This window comes from Actinotignum timonense (assembly GCF_002860685.3).
Lineage (GTDB): Bacteria > Actinomycetota > Actinomycetes > Actinomycetales > Actinomycetaceae > Actinotignum > Actinotignum timonense.
On the sequence record NZ_CP136960.1, the window covers coordinates 1,747,968 to 1,764,564 of the forward strand.

At 62.0% G+C, this 16,597-nt stretch carries 14 protein-coding genes and 2 rRNA genes; 1 reads left to right on the forward strand and 15 read right to left on the reverse strand.

What is annotated here, in order from left to right:
• Positions 1–7 precede the first annotated feature (7 nt).
• The 12 genes from CYJ17_RS07275 to CYJ17_RS07330 form a co-directional block, all read right to left on the reverse strand.
• Entirely contained in the window at positions 8–718 is a 711-nt protein-coding gene (locus CYJ17_RS07275; protein ID WP_234984496.1) for a helix-turn-helix transcriptional regulator, read from the reverse strand.
• Positions 719–955: 237 nt separating this feature from the next.
• A complete protein-coding gene (locus CYJ17_RS07280) occupies positions 956–1,546 on the reverse strand; it encodes an NUDIX domain-containing protein (RefSeq protein WP_087070734.1) in 591 nt (196 codons plus the stop codon).
• A gap of 87 nt (positions 1,547–1,633) precedes the next feature.
• Positions 1,634–3,274, reverse strand: coding sequence for a murein biosynthesis integral membrane protein MurJ (gene murJ / locus CYJ17_RS07285; RefSeq protein WP_087070733.1), 1,641 nt, complete (start codon positions 3,272–3,274; stop codon positions 1,634–1,636).
• The gene (locus tag CYJ17_RS07290) at positions 3,271–4,128 is read right to left on the reverse strand and encodes an MraY family glycosyltransferase (RefSeq protein WP_200807183.1); all 858 of its coding nucleotides are present in this window, start codon (positions 4,126–4,128) and stop codon (positions 3,271–3,273) included. Before CYJ17_RS07290 ends, murJ begins: the two co-directional genes overlap by 4 nt.
• Positions 4,129–4,143: 15 nt before the next feature.
• Positions 4,144–5,196 carry a copper transporter gene (locus tag CYJ17_RS07295; protein WP_087070731.1) on the reverse strand — a complete coding sequence of 351 codons (1,053 nt, stop codon included), beginning with the start codon at positions 5,194–5,196 and terminating at the stop codon, positions 4,144–4,146.
• Positions 5,197–5,208: 12 nt separating this feature from the next.
• Positions 5,209–6,384, reverse strand: coding sequence for a putative cytokinetic ring protein SteA (gene steA / locus CYJ17_RS07300; RefSeq protein ID WP_016442698.1), 1,176 nt, complete (start codon positions 6,382–6,384; stop codon positions 5,209–5,211).
• Between the two features lie 5 nt (positions 6,385–6,389).
• Positions 6,390–8,105, reverse strand: a complete 1,716-nt coding sequence (gene recN / locus CYJ17_RS07305) for a DNA repair protein RecN (RefSeq protein ID WP_087070730.1) — start codon at positions 8,103–8,105, stop codon at positions 6,390–6,392.
• The gene (locus CYJ17_RS07310) at positions 8,102–8,947 is read right to left on the reverse strand and encodes an NAD kinase (RefSeq protein WP_026429285.1); all 846 of its coding nucleotides are present in this window, start codon (positions 8,945–8,947) and stop codon (positions 8,102–8,104) included. Before CYJ17_RS07310 ends, recN begins: the two co-directional genes overlap by 4 nt.
• 34 nt (positions 8,948–8,981) lie before the next feature.
• Entirely contained in the window at positions 8,982–9,818 is an 837-nt protein-coding gene (locus CYJ17_RS07315; RefSeq protein ID WP_087070729.1) for a TlyA family RNA methyltransferase, read from the reverse strand.
• A 19-nt stretch (positions 9,819–9,837) separates the two neighbouring features.
• Entirely contained in the window at positions 9,838–10,059 is a 222-nt protein-coding gene (locus tag CYJ17_RS07320) for a hypothetical protein (RefSeq protein ID WP_087070728.1), read from the reverse strand.
• Positions 10,056–11,072 carry an HAD-IIA family hydrolase gene (locus CYJ17_RS07325; protein ID WP_087070727.1) on the reverse strand — a complete coding sequence of 339 codons (1,017 nt, stop codon included), beginning with the start codon at positions 11,070–11,072 and terminating at the stop codon, positions 10,056–10,058. Before CYJ17_RS07325 ends, CYJ17_RS07320 begins: the two co-directional genes overlap by 4 nt.
• Positions 11,072–11,830: a hypothetical protein gene (locus CYJ17_RS07330; RefSeq protein WP_234984495.1), complete on the reverse strand. Its 759-nt coding sequence runs from the start codon at positions 11,828–11,830 to the stop codon at positions 11,072–11,074. Before CYJ17_RS07330 ends, CYJ17_RS07325 begins: the two co-directional genes overlap by 1 nt.
• Positions 11,831–11,848: 18 nt before the next feature.
• On the opposite strand from CYJ17_RS07330, the gene CYJ17_RS07335 reads away from it, so the two are divergent.
• Complete coding sequence (locus tag CYJ17_RS07335) at positions 11,849–12,370, forward strand: hypothetical protein (protein ID WP_180948646.1); 522 nt, start codon at positions 11,849–11,851, stop codon at positions 12,368–12,370.
• Positions 12,371–12,375: 5 nt separating this feature from the next.
• On the opposite strand, the gene CYJ17_RS07340 is transcribed toward CYJ17_RS07335, so the two are convergent.
• The 3 genes from CYJ17_RS07340 to CYJ17_RS07350 all read right to left on the reverse strand — a co-directional run bounded on the left by CYJ17_RS07340 (position 12,376) and on the right by CYJ17_RS07350 (position 16,329).
• Positions 12,376–12,717: a hypothetical protein gene (locus CYJ17_RS07340; RefSeq protein ID WP_087070724.1), complete on the reverse strand. Its 342-nt coding sequence runs from the start codon at positions 12,715–12,717 to the stop codon at positions 12,376–12,378.
• A 271-nt stretch (positions 12,718–12,988) separates the two neighbouring features.
• A 5S ribosomal RNA gene (gene rrf / locus CYJ17_RS07345) occupies positions 12,989–13,108 on the reverse strand.
• A gap of 105 nt (positions 13,109–13,213) precedes the next feature.
• Positions 13,214–16,329, reverse strand: a 23S ribosomal RNA gene (locus CYJ17_RS07350).
• Positions 16,330–16,597: the final 268 nt, after the last annotated feature.

Sequence of the window (16,597 nt, forward strand, 5' to 3'; positions counted from 1 at the left end):
TCCCGATTTAAACGCTGTTAGCGTGCAGCGTCACCGTGCACACGTGGCTCCCGGATGCAATGGTTGCCAGGCGTTGCACGGGAACCCCGAGTAGTTCGTGAAAAGCGCGGGTTTCCGCCGCGCATAAAAAGTGATGGTGTGTGGCGACGTCGCGCAGGGGGCAGCGCCCCTGGCACAACTGGATCATCTGGCGCGGCCCATCCTGCGTGCCCGGAACATCGCGAACCGACGCGGCGTAGCCATCTTGGGTGAGGGCGCGCGCCAGGCGGCGCAGCCGCTCCGCGGGATTTTCGGTATCCCCGAGCGCATCGCGGTAACGCGCCACCAGGGAACGTTCCCTCCGGCGCGCAAATTCCTCCACCCCGGCCTCCCCCAGATTTTCACGCAGAAAATCAAGGGCTGCATTCGCCATGGTGTGATACGAGGTTGCCCCGGCGTTCTGCCCGGTATCGGTCGCCACGTAATAGCGGGCCGGGCGCCCGGCTCGTGCCTCGCGCTGCCCGGGTTTCTCGCATTCGGTGATCGCACCGGCATCTTCGAGCGCCACTAAATGCCGGCGCACCCCGGCCGGAGTGAGAATAGCCAGCTGGGCCAGTTCCGCGGCACTAATGGGCCCGCGTTCCATAATGAGGCGCAGAATTCCTTCGCGGGTTGTTTCTTCCCGGGGGCGGATCCCTGCGCTTTCTTCCGCTGCCATCTGGATCACCACCCCTTCCACTGTTCTACACCTTCACCGAGCATCCGTGAGCGCTGCTCGGAACCCTGGGCCGTAGCCTGAGGCTCCCCCGCATCGCTCACCGCTGCTTTATCACGTGCCGGCCTGCCATATCTAGGACCTCGCCATCCAATTAAACAACACGGGCGTTGCGTAATCTAGTTTGGACAGCCTAACCGGACGCGAAAAGGCGCGAGCTTGCCGGTGCCGGCCCGCCGTGCGCGCGGGTTACGCCCGTGGCTAAGCGCTGCGGGCCAGGTAGGCGAGTACCGCGGCCACCAGCTGCGGATTGCCGAGCCGCCCGACCAGTATCGCCTCGCGCACCCGGGCGAGCGGCACCCACCGCGCCTCGATTTCCGCCTCTTCATCCTCGCGGGCGAAGGCACTTGCCGCCGGGGCCGGATCGCGGGTGAGATACACCGTCATATGTTCATTGGTGAAACCCGGCGAGGTGTAGAAGCTGGTGAGGAACTCCAAGTTCCCGGCCTCATAATCCGTTTCTTCGCGGAGTTCACGCCGGGCGGCATCCGCGGGATCCTCACCCTCAATATCAAGAATGCCGGCTGGAATTTCCCACAGGAGCGAGCAGACCGGGATCCGATACTGGCGGATAAGAAGCACTTCTTCAGCTGCGCCGTCGCCGCTATTCCGCACCGCCAGTACCGCAACCGCGTCACGGTGCTCCACCCAATAGCGCTCCATGCGCGCCCCCACGCTGGGCAGTTCCACCGTGTCCTCGTAGACGTTAATAAAAGGCGATTCGAGTATGCTGCGCCGCTCCAGGCGCCGCATATGCTCGGGGCGGTACTCATCGCTGAGCTCGAGGTTCATTGTCTTTCCTTTCCTTCGCGGGGCGGGTGCGTGCAGGCGGGCGCGTGCGTCCATTCGTGCGGGTGCGTGCGCGCTGCGGCCGGGCCGTTATGTATTCGCTTCGTCGAGGGCCACGGCAATGGCCGGCATTTCTTGGGTCGACGGCGCCTCTGCGTCACGCGCCAAACGTAGCGCGCGCCGGTCCACCAGGTAGAGCGCCACTCCCCCGATGGCGAGGGTGAGCGCCCCGGCCGCGCCGGTTGCTCCCAGCGCACCCAGGGCACCTTCGCCCCACCAGCGCAATATCCCGCGCCCGGTGGCGTATCCGGCTCCGCCCGCAAGTACCGCGGCCGGAAGCACGATACGTAGGGAATAGCCCACGCCGCGCAGCGCCCCGGGGCCCACCGCGCGCCGGATCGCGAAGATATGGCCGATACCGCCCACCGTCATGCCCACGGACATCGCCGCACCAATACTGATGAGCACCTCGGTGCGTCCGCGCACCCCCAGGCCGGCCGCGCCCATGAGCACCACCACAACGCTCAGCCATGCCGCCGAATTGACGATAATGACCGCGCGGGCCGCCTCCACCGCGTAAAGCACCCGCGAGCCGTGATAAATAAAGGCGTAGCCGAGGAGGGCCGGGGCCATGGCCAGCATGGCAATATCCATATGGGCCACCGGGCGCGCCACCGCGAACAGCGCCTGGGCGGGCTCTGCCACCGCCACCAGCAGTGCCACGCACAGCAAGCCAATATCGAAAACAAGTCGAGAGGAACGGGCGGTAATACGGGCCAGGCCCGGCCGCCCGGGAATCGCGGCCGCTTCCGCCAGGCGCGGGAAAACCGCGGTGGCAATGGGGACGGCCAGCACCGCGTAGGGAACCATATAGAGCTGGTTCGCGAACGTGAAAACCGGGTAGGTTCCCACGTCGCCGCGCGCATTGGCGAAAAGCATAACCGCGATGATTTGAATCTGCTGAGCGAGCAGGCCGGCCAGCCCGGCCCCGCTCAGCCGTAGCGCCCGCCGCCCCACCCCGGGTGGGAAACGGAAGGTGGGCCGTAACGTGATGCGCCGCAGCACCGGGATGAGCTGGGGCAGCGAAAAAACCGCCACCCCGGCCGTGGTGCCCCAGGCCAACACGTAGAGGGCGGTGCGGGATATCCGGGCCGGATCGTGCTGGTTACCGGCGGCTAGTTCCGTGAAAATAAGGAACGTAATAATAACGGTGACGGAGGACAGCAGCGGGGCGAGGGCGGGAAGCACGAATTTTTTATGCGCCTGCAATAGCCCCGTGCACACCACCGAGAGTCCGTAGAGCGGTATTTGCCAGGCGAAAATCCGCAGCAGCGTGGCTGCGAAATCCACGCTGGCGGCCGGCGAATCCGCCCCCAGGAGCACCTCCATAATGGGGTGGGCGCCCAGGGTCACCAGTCCGGCCACCGGAATTCCAATGGCGAGCACCCAGGTGAGCAGGGCGGATGCGGTGCGGGAGACTTCCGCGGCGAGGGCTTTCGCCAGGAACCCGGAGACCAGCGGGATAACCGCGGCGGCCAGGGCCCCGCCGGCGGCGATTTCGAAAAGTACATTCGGGACTGTATTCGCCGTTGAGTACGATTCCCCGGCGAGTGAGTCCCCCAGCGCCCCGTTTTGCACCCAGGCGCGCACGAAGCCCATGGCACGCGAGAGCAGGGTGAGAATCGCTATGGTTCCGGCTGCTCCGAGTGCCGTTCCGAGAACTTTTTTCATGCCCGGCCCGCCTGGTCGAGGGCGCGCAGCCACGGGTGGGTTGCGATGACCCGCGAAAATGATATTTTTTCGCTCGCGATATTAAGGGCGACGACGGCGCCCAGCGCCCCGCGCCGCACCCACGGGCCGCGGCTGGCCAGTGCCCAGCCCAGGGCCGCCCCCAGCGCATTTGCCCCGGTATCTCCGAGCATGACCGTGCCGGCGAGATCCTCGGGCAGGCAGGCTGCGCCGGTGCCTACCAGAGCCGCGGCAACGGGCCCCGCGGGCGGGTAGCTGACCAGGGAGAAGGGAGCCGCGGCGATGAGGGTTCCTTTCCAGGCCCGGCCCGGCGCGAGGTCGAGGAGATTAATAAGATTCGCGGTGGCGGCAATAAGAATGGTGCGTTCGGCGTGGAGCGCAAATCGCTTGGAGGACGGCAGTCCCCTATCGGCAGGTAGCTTTCCGGCTAGCGCAGCACCCACCCCGATGATCACTATTTTCAGCGCCCCGGAGGTGAGGTGGCCCCGGGAGAGTGCCCCGAGGTGGCCGCGCAGCCCTTTGGAGGTGCGCGAAAATGCACTCTCGTAAAAATCGTCAATATATCCGGCCAGCCCTCCGCTAAGCGCCGCGATCACCGGACCGGCCGAGCAGCTTCCTCCGGAGAGCAGAGCCCCCGCCGCGCAGCCCGCGGTGGTACCCGCCACCGCGACCGGGCCTTCCCGCAAACTCACGCTCCGCCCGTCTTTCGCGGTGCGTTGCCAGGAGGACGCGGACCGCCGGGAAAGCAGTTTCTCAGCGGCACGCGCGGCGGCGTATCCGGCCAGGGCGGCAGCGCCCAGGCGCACCTGGTTCCTCCAGAAAGCAGAAAGGGTCATGCACCCATGGTACCGTTACTGCCCTGCCGGGGCCTGCCCACCTTCGGGAGCTTGCCCGCCGTCCGCGGGTGCGGGTGCCGGCGCGGGAGCCTGTTCGGGCTGCGGAGCCGGGGCAGGTTGCGCGGGCGCGGGCCCGGAAGCGCTCTGGCGCTCCCCAATTGCGCTATCTGCCCCCGGTGCTACCCCGAGGTGCACGTGCCGTTCATGTAGTTCAGCGGCCACCGCCATGGGAATATTGACATCGCCGAGCGCGGTTTGTGCCGAATCCACCGTGGAGCCGGCTTTGGCCGAGCGCACGGCTCCCAGCACGGAGTTTCCATCAGTCCCCGCGCCCACCGCTACCGCCGGGCCACGCCCGGCCATGGCCGCGAAGGCCGCCTGGTAGGTATCCGCGATATGCGGAGAGGTGGTTTCCTTCTCTGCGGGCGCCGGTGCGGCTTCCGCCGGATCAGCGGTGATAAAAACAACCACCTCGGCGGCTTCGCTCGGAGCAACCGCCACATCAATGAGCTTATTTTCCGGAGAGGTGAGAAGCGTGATGAGCGTCGTCGCCCCCGCATCTTCCGGCGCGGAACGCACCACGGTATCCACGGCCGCACCGAGAATCGCGTCCGCGGAACCGCCCGCGGGCAGATCCTTGACGTATGAACCGAGGTTACCGGAAAGCGTGGAACGGTAAGTGGCGTATTCGGTGTCGGTAAAAGCCGGGGCCAGGGTGATTTCCCCGGTGATACGCGCCCCGGCAGCGGTCAGGCTCTGCCGGGTTTTCTCCACAACGGCACCGTCCGCCCCGGCCGCCGCCACGATAGCAACGCGCCGATTCGTCAGCGTTCCAGCATTGAGTTGTTCGCCGGCACCGAGGAGCGCCGTCGACGCCGCATCGAGCTGCGCCCCGCGTTGATCAAGCTCCACGCGCATCTTATCGCGCGATTCGCGCAGGGAATCCACCTGGCCGGTCAACCCGTGCGCGATCGAATTTTGCAGCGGACCCGCCCCGAGAATCACTCCGATGGCCAGCGCCAAAAACACCGAGACCAGGGAAACGAGATGATACCTAAAATCAACCATCAGCTAACTTTCCTAGAAGAGATTACGGAACCACTCGGCAAGATCCCCGAGGCGAGTGGTGAGCACGGACAGGAAGGTTTGGCCCGCACCGGTAACGGCCAGGGCCGCGAAGAGCGCAAAAACTCCCGCGAGAATCAGGGCAACCAGCATCCAATTGGAAATCGAGGAGCGGTAGAGGCGCGAGACGCCCTTCGCGTCAATGAGCTTGCCGCCCACCACCAGACGGGTGAGGAAGGTCGAGGCCATTCCCGCCCGGCCCTTATCGAGGAATTCCAGAATCGTATTGTGGGTGCCCACCGCCACAATGAGCTTGGCGCCTTTGGAATCCGCCAGCAGCATAGCAACATCTTCGGAGGTGCCGGTGGCCGGGAAGACCACGTGATCCACGCCCAGATCTTCCACGCGTTTCTTGCCGGGGGCGCGCCCATCCCGGTAGGCATGCACCACCACTTCGGCGCCGCAGCGCAGCGCTTTATCGGATACCGAATCCATATCGCCGACGATAATATCCGGGGTGTAGCCCAGTTCCAGGAGGGCATCCGCCCCGCCGTCCACCCCAATCATGAGGGGCCGGTTCTCCCGAATATAGGGGCGCAGGGCGCGCAGGTCTTCCCGGTAGTCGTAGCCGCGCACCACCACGAGCACGTGGCGGTGCTCCATGGACGTGCGAATATCAGGGATCCCCACCCCGTCCAGGATGAGGCCCTGTTCTTCGTTGAGATATTCGAGGGTATTGGCGGCAAAAGCACGCAGTTGCACGGTCATGCCGGCGCGGGCCGCCTCGCTATCGCGGGCAATACTCTGCGCGGTTTGCAGGGTACCTTCGGCTATCACGCGCCCGCCGGCCACCACGCGTGCCCCGTCGATATCCACCCACTGGCCTTCGGATATGTCCATAATTTCCGGGCCGAGGTCATCGATAAGCGGAATACCGGCTTCTTCCAGGATCGCGGGGCCGAGGTTCGGGTAGCGCCCCGAGATGGATTTCGCGGCATTGAGCACGGCAACGGGCTGCGCGGCCACCAGGTTTTCCGCGGCGACCCGATCCAGGTCCGTGTGGTTAATAATCGCTACATCGCCGGCTTGGAGACGACGAGTGAGATTCTTGGTGCGCGCGTCCACCCGGGCCGGACCGGCCAGGGTTCCTTCCGCAACGACCTTCTTTTTTCGCCATAACTTCGATGCCACAAGCTTTATAGTGCCACATTCGCGGCCTTAAGTAGCTCAGCTGCGTGCGCGCGTGCCACATCGGTATCGCTTCCCGAGAGCATGCGCGCCAGTTCGGCTTCGCGTTCTGGCCCGCTAACGTCACGCAGTTCGGTGCGCGCGGTACTTTCTTCGAGTTGTTTCACGACGACGAGTTGGTGCTCGGCACAGGCCGCGACTTGGGCCAGGTGCGTGACCACAATAACCTGGGCGCTTCCGGCCAGTTTTGCCAGTCTTTTCCCGACGGCGCTGGCGGCACGGCCGCCAATCCCGGCATCCACCTCATCGAAAAGGAACGTGTGCCCCTGCTGGGCGCGCCGGGCCGCCAATCCCACTTCCAGGGCGAGCATGACACGCGAGAGTTCCCCGCCCGAAGCACCGGAGGCAAGCGGGGCGAGTGGCGCGCCGCGGTGGGCGGCCAGCAAAAAAGTGACGGAATCCGCACCGTTAGCGCCGGGTTCCGCGGCTTCAACTTGAACGGTGAAATGGGCATCGGGCAGGGAAAGCTCGGGAAGTTCCGCTTCCACGGCGCGGGACAATTCGCTTCCGGCGGCAGTGCGGGCCTCCCGCAGGGCCGCGCCGGCTTTCTCCATGGCGGCGTGGGCCTGAGAGAGTTCTTTTTCGAGCCGTTCTAAGGTGGCGGCCGGGTCATCAAGTTGTTCCAGGCCCGCGCGGGCTTCTGCCGCGGCCCGCAGGATTTCTTCGCCGCTCATCCCTAGGTTTTTACGCAACCCCGCCAGCTCGGAGCGGCGCGAATAAATAGTGGAGAGCTCATCTGGTTGGGCTTGGGTACCGCGGGCCAGTTCCGCAATATCCGCGTGAATATCGGTGATATCCGCTTCGGCGCTTTCCAGGCGTTCGCGGAGCTCCTCGAGCTGGGCGTTCGGCATATCAGAACCGCTTAGTTCAAGGACGTGCTCGAGTTGCGCCAACGCCACGCCCAGGGCGGATATGGCACCGGCCTCGGTATCATTCCCGCTGAGGGCTTCGGCGGCAGCCGAGTAGGCCCCGTACATTTCCACCGCGTTTTCCAGAATCCGGGCGCGCGCCCGCAGGGCTTCTTCTTCTCCGGGCTGGGGATTGACCGCCTCGACTTTGTCAAGCAAAGCGCGGTACGCCAAACGTTGCTGGGCGGCGCGCTGCGCCCCGGCCTGAAACACATCGCGAGCCTCGCGTGCTGCACCGTAGTTTTTCCAGGCCTGCTCCCAGGTAGCTTTTGCCCGCGTGATGGTGTCACCCCCGAATTCATCGACCGCGGCGCGCTGCTGGCTGGGGTTGCCTAAACGGATCTGATCGGATTGACCGTGCACGGTCACAAGCTCCGCCGCGATATCGGTGAGCACCGCGGTGGGCACCGAACGGCCCCCCACAAAAGCGCGGGAGCGCCCTTTGGCGGGGATATGCCGGGCAATAATAACGGCGGCGGTATCGCCCTCAACGTCGTAGCGGCCGCCGGCCTCGGTGATGCGGTCCAGGAGCGGGGAGGAGGCATCCACGAGGAAGGTTCCTTCCACTTCCGCCTGGGTTGCTCCGGCCCGCACCCGGGCCGGATTGGCTTTGGCACCCAAAAGCAGGGTGAGGGAGGTAACCGCCATGGTTTTTCCGGCCCCGGTTTCCCCGGTGAGGGCCGTCAGCCCGCGCCCCAGATTGAGTTCGGCTTCCGCGATCACGCCGAGATTGCGGATGCGTACCTGGTCGATCATTCGCGCACCTCACGCTCGCGCCAGCCGCGCACCGGCAGGTGGAAGCGTGCCACCAGACGCCCGGAGAAGGGTGTTTCATTCAGCCGGGCAAGCTTGACGGGCCGCTCCCCCCGCACCGCGGTAATAACAGTTCCTTCGGGCGCAACGAGCCGGCGCCGCGAATCGCAGGACACCATGGCCTCATCGCGCAAAACCCGAACTTCTAAGGTGGAGTACGGGCTGACCACGAGCGGGCGGGTGAAAAGCGCGTGGGCTGCCACCGGGGTGAGCAGGAGTGCTTCCACGCTTGGCCACACCACCGGGCCGCCGGCTGAAAAATTATAGGCGGTGGAACCGGTGGGTGTGGAGAGGAGAACCGCATCAGCTTTGAAAGCGGAAATTTCGCGGCCGTCCACCCCGATGGACGTTTCGATAAGGCGGGAGTTAAAAGCTTTTTCTACTGATACTTCGTTGAGGGCCCACTGCACGATGCACGAGCCATCCGGGCGTTGCACATGCACATCAATGGTCATGCGTTCGGAAATAACCCAATCGCGAGCAGCGATACGTTCCACCACCGCGGGTAGTTCATCGGGTTGCGCTTCGGAAAGGAAGCCCATATGCCCGTAGTTGATGCCGAGGATGGGCACATCGGTGCTGCGCCCCAGCTCCGCGCCGCGCAAAATCGTACCGTCCCCGCCCATAACGAGGATGAGATCCGCATCGCGGGCCCCCGCCAGCGTTTCGCTGGTATCCACCTGTATTCCGCGTTCTTCCAGGGCGACAATCGCATCGTGAGCGGCACGTTCCATCTGCGGTGGTAACGTGCGATTGACGACCAGGGCGACTTTTGGTTGTGCCATCGAATGCCTCCCCTCTCTTCAGGTATCCTACCCGCTACCGCGCGGGCCGTCCCTGCCCGGCCGGCCCGGCTGCCACCGCCGCCCGCACGTTTTCCTCGAGGTTCTCTCCGAGCAGATCTGGGGCATTTTTCTTCATATAGAGGAAGTATTCAACGTTACCGGCCGGCCCGGGAAGGGGCGAGGGCGCGACTGCTTGGATGGCTAGCCCGGCGGCGCGGGCGGAAAGGGCGACGTCGCATACCGCCTCCACGTGGTACTCCGGATCACGAACCACGCCGTGCGCACCAATCTTCTCCCGACCCACTTCAAATTGCGGTTTGACCATGAGCAAAAAATCGGCCCGTGGCGAACTCGCGGCGGCAAGCGGTGCGACTAGCAGTCGCAAAGAAATGAAGGAGAGGTCCCCCACAACCAGATCGGGCGCGGGGGCAACCGCCGCGGGATCTAAGGTGCGCACATTCGTGCGTTCGAGCACGGTGACGCGGGGGTCTTCGCGGAGTTTCCAGGCGAGCTGGCCGTAGCCAACATCCACGGCCACCACATGAGCGGCGCCGCGCCGCAGCAGCACATCGGTGAATCCGCCCGTGGACGCACCCGCATCCAGGGCCCGGACGCCCTCCACTCGCGGGCCGGCATCCCCGAGGTAATCAAGAGCACCGAGGAGTTTATATGCTCCGCGGGATACGTAACGATCCCGGGCGGCTTCTTTAACAAGAAGTGCCTGAGCCGGGTCCATTTGGCGGGCGGGTTTCGTGACTTCGGCCCCGTCCAGGAATACTTGGCCTTCGCGGATGAGCACCGCGGCATCCTGGCGGGAGCGCGCGAGTCCGCGCCGCACAAGTTCCGCGTCAACACGCCGTAAACGCCCCATAGCCGAGCACCTTTCTGGTTTAAACCCGCGCCCGGGAGAGGCGCCGGCCCAATTCGGCGTGAATCGCCTCCAATTGTTCAATCTGTTCGGGCAGGTCGAGCTCGGTGAGCTGATCCAGGGCTGCCTCGATATTGAGCGGTGCGCTCGGGAGCGGTGCCGCTGGCCCGGGCGCACCTGGCCCAGCAGCCCTCGACGCGGGAACCGCCGGCCGGGGAACCGCGCCTTTATCCTGCTTCGTCATCGCTGCTCCACGGTGATGTCCTCGAGAACAAGGGTCTCCCCCATACCGCGATCCCGCGCGTCCCATACCGCGTGCACCGCAGCCCGGTAGGTATCCAGACCCAGGTGTGGCCCGCGTCCATCGGAGGTGACCAGGCGGGCCGCTGCGCCGTCGTTCCCTTCTTCAACCTGCGCCCAGGATACGCCGGCCACCCAGCGTTCGCCTTCCCGGTGAATATTCGGGTAATCCTCGTTGAGGACGCGCAGGTCATCGCCGAGGTAATCGGGGCGTTCGTCCGGGGTGGCCAGCATAATATCGCGCGCGGCGCTCACGCCGGTGAGCACGTGGAGACTGGGAATTCCGGCGGCGCGCGCTCCGCGAATATCGGTATTGAGGCGGTCGCCGATGGCGAGAGGATGGGTGGAACCGAGCATTTCCATCCCGATGGCGAAAATCGCCGGATCGGGTTTGCCCGCAGATAGCGGGCTCACCCCGGTGGCGTTGACGACCGCCGCCACGAGCGAGCCACAGCCGACCATAAATCCGCGTTCCATGGGGAGGGTGGCATCCAGGTTTGTGGCGACGAAAAGCGCTCCGCGTCGGATGGCCAGGGCGACTTCCGAGAGCGCCGCCCAGTCAATGGTCGGGTAGAAGCCCATGATGACCACGTCCGGGTTATCATCGGCCGATGCGACGGGCACAAGCTCGGTCTCGCTCACCGCGCGATGCAGGCCATTACCCCCGATAACGAGGGCTTTTGCTCCAGCAGGCACCTGCGCGGCAGCCAGACGAGTGCTGGCCATCGCGGAGGTGAGCACCGTTGAGGCCGGGGCTGAGATTCCGACGGTTGCGAGGTGCGCGGCTACTTCTTCCTGGGTGCGCGAGGCATTATTAGTGAGGAAGAGCGGGCGCATTCCGGCCGCGATGGCGCGCGCGTATGCATCGGCGGCGTTCGGGGCCGGATCGGTGCCAAGGTAGAGCACGCCGTCCAGATCGAAAATCGCGCCGTCGAAATGGGATACCAGGCTCGCCATTACTCTTCTTCCGACTCCTGCTCGGACTCCTGCTCCGATGTCGCCTCAGAATCCGCACCGGTCTCAGCTTCAGCTTCGTGGGCAGATTCCTGCGCCGGTTCCGTTTCCGGTGCTACGTCAGTTTCCGGTTCTACATTCGCATCCGCATCGACTTCCGCTGCGGCCTCAACCTCGGATTCAGGCGCCGTTTCAGGCTCGGATTCAGGCGCCACTTCGGACTCCGCTTCAGGCTCCGCTTCCTCCGCGGTGAAAAGTTCGACATCACCTTCCGCGTTGTAGACGGGGTTCCAGCGCGTGCGCAGCTCTTCGGCTTCCTCCGCGCGCCCGAGTTCTTCGAGGCGATCCGCCTTGATGAGCTCAACGCGGGCCCGCAATTCCTCATCGAGGTTCTCGACCTTGATTTTCTCGAGGACAGCCAAGCCAGCCTCAGAATCACCGGCATCCGCGCGGGCCCCGGAAGTCACCAGCGCCAATTCGAGCGTGGTGGCGGTATTGAGCCGCTTGAGCGGAATCTCCGCAATGAACGCGAGAGCCTTTTCGGGCCTGCCCAACCCGCGCTCGGAATCAGCCTCGAGGGCCACATGCGAATAATCATCGGTCATGCGCCGGTAGGTGCGCAGCTCACGCAAAGCTTCGGAGTACCGCCCGGTCAGGTAGGAGGTCAATCCCAGCGCCTCACGCACAATATCGATGCGCGCGGCGTGCCGGTAGGCCGCCTTCGCGTGTTCGTAGGCCAGCTCAGGATTCTGGTCCATCATGGAACCGGCATAAACGAGGTGCCGCGCCACGTTATCCGAAACCGCCGGCGCGAGCACTTTGAGCTTACGCCGCGATTCTGCCGCGAGATCCTGCGCATTGACCGTTTCGGGGATGAAGGGATCCTTCACGCCGCCGCGACTGCGCCGATCATCGCGTCGACGCTTATCGTCCTCACGGTATCCACCGCGCTCTTCGCGCCGCCGGTCCTCACGGCGATAGTTATCGCGACGGTGATCATTACGGCGCCGATCATCGCGCCGATGGTCGTCACGTCGGCGTTCGTCCCGCTCAAAGCGCGGCTTGTCATCATAGTGGTCGCGGCGCCCGTAGCTGCTGTTGTCGCGTACCTCGTGTTCTTCGGTACGACGACGATCTTCGCGATCAGGGCCCTCATTGAAACGATCATCGCGCGGGCCACTGAATCGCTTGTCCTGGCCTCGGCGGTTATCGCGCCACTGGCCACCGCGTCCTCCGCGCCGGTCTTGACGGTCGTAGCGGCCTTCGCCGCCGCGATCCCAGGATCCGCGCGATTGGCGTGAATCGCCTAAGTCTCTATCGTCCCAATCGCGCCGGTACCCGCGGTGGTCATAGCGGTCGCGGCGATTATGGAATCCACCCTTGTGGCCCCGTTCGTCGCGGCCGTCCTGGAAATCACCACGCCGACTCCACGAAGAACGCCGGTTTCCACCGTTGCGCTCATCGCGAGATTCCCGTGATTCCCACGAGTCGCGGTCGCGGCCATAGCCACGGCCCCCACGCCGGTCGTTGTTATGACGGTTCCAGTTTCCTTCACGGTTATCCCGACGCCGTGAGCCTCCGCGGCGGTCATTCCAAGCTTCGCGGGGATCGCTCCAAGCGCGTCCCTCACCACCTTCTCCGGATTCATGCTGCGAGGGTTCGCGCCGTTGCCGTGCGGACCTCCATTGTCCTTTCGGACGGTCGTCTTCGGAGCGTTCTTCGCTCCATTCTTCGTGGTCAGACATTTCATTCCTCGCAGTTCGATTGTAAAGAATCACGATGCTGTGCTTATTTTAGGCCGACTCCAGCTCGGCCGCGCGCTGAGCAGTAAATTTTGGCGCGCAGAGATTAAAAAGGTGTGGGGTGTGTTCTATGCCCTAACAGATAAGACATAAACACACCCCACACAATAAAAAACATGGCGGCAGTGACCTACTCTCCCACACCCCACCGAGTGCAGTACCATCAGCGCAAACAACCTTAGCTACCGGGTTCGAAAAGGAGACCGGGCGTATACCCTTGCCGCTATAACCACCGCCACAACCAAACAAACACCAACCAACCACATGGTGGCCAGTCATCGCACAGTGAACGCAAACATATCAATCTCACGCAAAAACAAACAAAAGCAACCCGTCAAATGTTGATTTTGGTTATCGGTCCATTAGTACCAGTCAACTAAACACCTCACAATGCTTACATCCCTGGCCTATCAACCCGATCATCAACCGGGGACCTCACCCACTTATCTAGTGGAACGAGAACTAATCTCGAAGCAGGCTTCCCGCTTAGATGCTTTCAGCGGTTATCCCTCCCGAACGTGGCCAACCAGCAATGCCCCTGGCGGAACAACTGGCACACTAGAGGTTCGTCCGTCCCGGTCCTCTCGTACTAGGAACAGCCCTTCTCAATTCTCAAACGCGCGCAGCGGATAGGGACCGAACTGTCTCACGACGTTCTGAACCCAGCTCGCGTACCGCTTTAATGGGCGAACAGCCCAACCCTTGGGACCTACTCCAGCCCCAGGATGCGACGAGCCGACATCGAGGTGCCAAACCATGCCGTCGATATGAACTCTTGGGCAGGATCAGCCTGTTATCCCCGGGGTACCTTTTATCCGTTGAGCGACGGCGCTTCCACAAGCCACCGCCGGATCACTAGTTCCTACTTTCGTACCTGCTCGACATGTCTGTCTCACAGTCAAGCTTCCTTCTACACTTACACTCACCACCTGATGACCAACCAGGCTGAGGAAACCTTTGAGCGCCTCCGTTACCCTTTAGGAGGCAACCGCCCCAGTTAAACTACCCACCAGGCACTGTCCTTAGCCCGGATCACGGACCAAAGTTAGACATGCAATACGACCAGAGTGGTATTTCAACAACGACTCCACACAAACTAGCGTCCATGCATCACAGTCTCCCACCTATCCTACACAAACCGTACCGAACACCAATACCAAGCTATAGTAAAGGTCCCGGGGTCTTTCCGTCCTGCTGCGCGAAACGAGCATCTTTACTCGTAATGCAATTTCACCGAGCTCGTGGTCGAGACAGTAGAGAAGTCGTTACGCCATTCGTGCAGGTCGGAACTTACCCGACAAGGAATTTCGCTACCTTAGGATGGTTATAGTTACCACCGCCGTTTACTGGGGCTTAACTTCCCAGCCTCGCCCCCAAAAAAGGGGCTAACCAGTCCGCTTAACCTTCCAGCACCGGGCAGGCGTCAGTCCGTATACATCGCCTTACAGCTTCGCACGGACCTGTGTTTTTGATAAACAGTCGCTTCTCCCTAGACTCTGCGACCCAACCCCCCACAACACCCAGACACGGGGCGTGTAAAGAGTGGGCCCCCCTTCTCCCAAAGTTACGGGGGCATTTTGCCGAGTTCCTTAACCACGATTCACTCGCACGCCTTAGTATGCTCTACCCAACTACCAGTGTCGGTTTCGGGTACGGGCGGTCTTACCACTCACGTCGATGCTTTTCTCGGCAGTACAGGATCACCCTACTTCCCGCTATAAAAACGGTCACCATCAGGCCTCACCCTTACATGTCCCCCGGATTTACCTAGAGGACGGGCCACACCCTTAAACGCGCCAAGCCATTAGGCACGCGAAGCTACCTCCCTGCGTCACACCTGTTAACACGCTTGCCTCCCACACTTAGGACCCCACGCCACCCACACCAACAACAAACACAACAAAAGCCGTGCATGCTTATATGGCATAGGCAGGATGGTTAGCATCAACGCAGAAGACACTGGACGCAATAAAACCGGTACCAGAATAAGAACTGGTCACCCATCGACTACGCCTGTCGGCCTCGCCTTAGGACCCGACTAACCCAGAGAGGACGAACCTACCCCTGGAACCCTTAGTCATACGGCGGGAAGGATTCTCACCTCCCAAACGTTACTCATGCCTGCATTCTCACTCCCACACAATCCACCACAAGCTCACGCCATGGCTTCACCTCGCGCAGGACGCTCCCCTACCCAGTAAAAACAATTACTGCCGCGGTTTCGGCGGTGTACTTCAGCCCCGCTACATTGTCGGCGCTCAATCACTTGACCAGTGAGCTATTACGCACTCTTTCAAGGATGGCTGCTTCTAAGCCAACCTCCTGGTTGTCACAGCAACTAAACATCCTTTCCCACTTAGCACACACTTAGGGGCCTTAACCGGCGATCTGGGCTGTTTCCCTCTCGACTATGAAGCTTATCCCCCACAGTCTCACTGCCACGCTCAACTTCATGGTATTCGGAGTTTGGCTGACGTCAGTAACCAGATAAGGCCCATCAGCCAACCAGTAGCTCTACCCCCACAAAGAACCACGCAACGCTGCACCTAAATGCATTTCGGGGAGAACCAGCTATCACGGAGTTTGATTGGCCTTTCACCCCTACCCACAACTCATCCCCCAGGTTTTCAACCCTGGTGGGTTCGGGCCTCCACACGCTCTTACACGTGCCTCACCCTGGCCATGGGTAGATCACCCCGCTTCGGGTCTAGAACATGCAACTAAAAACGCCCTCTTCAGACTCGCTTTCGCTACGACTACCCCACACGGGTTAACCTCGCCACACATCCTAACTCGCAGGCTCATTCTTCAATAGGCACGCCATCACCACCATTCAAATGTGGCTCTGACAGTTTGTAGGCGCCTGGTTTCAGGCACTATTTCACTCCCCTCCCGGGGTACTTTTCACCATTCCCTCACGGTACTATTCCACTATCGGTCACGACGGGTATTTAGCCTTACCAAGTGGTCTTGGCAGATTCACACGAGATTCCACGAGCCCCGTGCTACTCGGGCATGTCATCACGCAGTCAGAAACATTTCAGCTACCCGGCTATCACGGTCTACGGCAGGCCTTCCCAAACCCTTCACCTATACTCCTGATTTATCACTACGCCCCGTCCTGTCGGAAACGAGAAAACAACACCCCACAACACCCCATGTGCAACCCCCGACAAGTATCACACACACAAGGTTTAGGCTCCTTCGCTTTCGCTCGCCACTACTCACAAAATATCTTTTCCAGCAGGTACTAAGATGTTTCACTTCCCCACGTTCCCACCACCAACCTATCAATTCAGCTGGCAGCAACCCGGCATAACCCAGGCTAGGTTCCCCCATTCGGACACCCTCGGATCACCACTCGCTAGCCAATTCCCCGAGGCATATCGCAGGCTACAACGTCCTTCTTCGGCCCATACGCACCAAGGCATCCACCAAACGCCCTACAACACCAAAAAACAATAAACAAGAAACTCAAAACAAAATCGTTTACATTACGCAAAATCACACAACAAACACAAAAACCAAAAAATCTTTTGATATCAACGTGTTTGTTATAAAGATGCTCACGCTCACTATGCGACAACCAACCACCACACCAACACCACAACCAGAAAACAAGAACACACTCTCGTCAACTAATCGTGGGTGGTATATCGGACAGTGTCCGAATGCCTAACAGCCCGCCCAACCAACACCACCCAAGAAAACAACCCCATATAAGGC

Coding starts and splice junctions, on each gene's coding strand:
- CYJ17_RS07280 (WP_087070734.1), bottom strand. CDS start 1,546: ATGAACCTCGAGCTCAGCGATGAGTACCGCCCCGAGCATATGCGGCGC.
- murJ (WP_087070733.1), bottom strand. CDS start 3,274: ATGAAAAAAGTTCTCGGAACGGCACTCGGAGCAGCCGGAACCATAGCG.
- CYJ17_RS07290 (WP_200807183.1), bottom strand. CDS start 4,128: ATGACCCTTTCTGCTTTCTGGAGGAACCAGGTGCGCCTGGGCGCTGCC.
- CYJ17_RS07295 (WP_087070731.1), bottom strand. CDS start 5,196: ATGGTTGATTTTAGGTATCATCTCGTTTCCCTGGTCTCGGTGTTTTTG.
- recN (WP_087070730.1), bottom strand. CDS start 8,105: ATGATCGACCAGGTACGCATCCGCAATCTCGGCGTGATCGCGGAAGCC.
- CYJ17_RS07310 (WP_026429285.1), bottom strand. CDS start 8,947: ATGGCACAACCAAAAGTCGCCCTGGTCGTCAATCGCACGTTACCACCG.
- CYJ17_RS07315 (WP_087070729.1), bottom strand. CDS start 9,818: ATGGGGCGTTTACGGCGTGTTGACGCGGAACTTGTGCGGCGCGGACTC.
- CYJ17_RS07320 (WP_087070728.1), bottom strand. CDS start 10,059: ATGACGAAGCAGGATAAAGGCGCGGTTCCCCGGCCGGCGGTTCCCGCG.
- CYJ17_RS07325 (WP_087070727.1), bottom strand. CDS start 11,072: ATGGCGAGCCTGGTATCCCATTTCGACGGCGCGATTTTCGATCTGGAC.
- CYJ17_RS07330 (WP_234984495.1), bottom strand. CDS start 11,830: ATGATGGACCAGAATCCTGAGCTGGCCTACGAACACGCGAAGGCGGCC.
- CYJ17_RS07340 (WP_087070724.1), bottom strand. CDS start 12,717: ATGAATCCGGAGAAGGTGGTGAGGGACGCGCTTGGAGCGATCCCCGCG.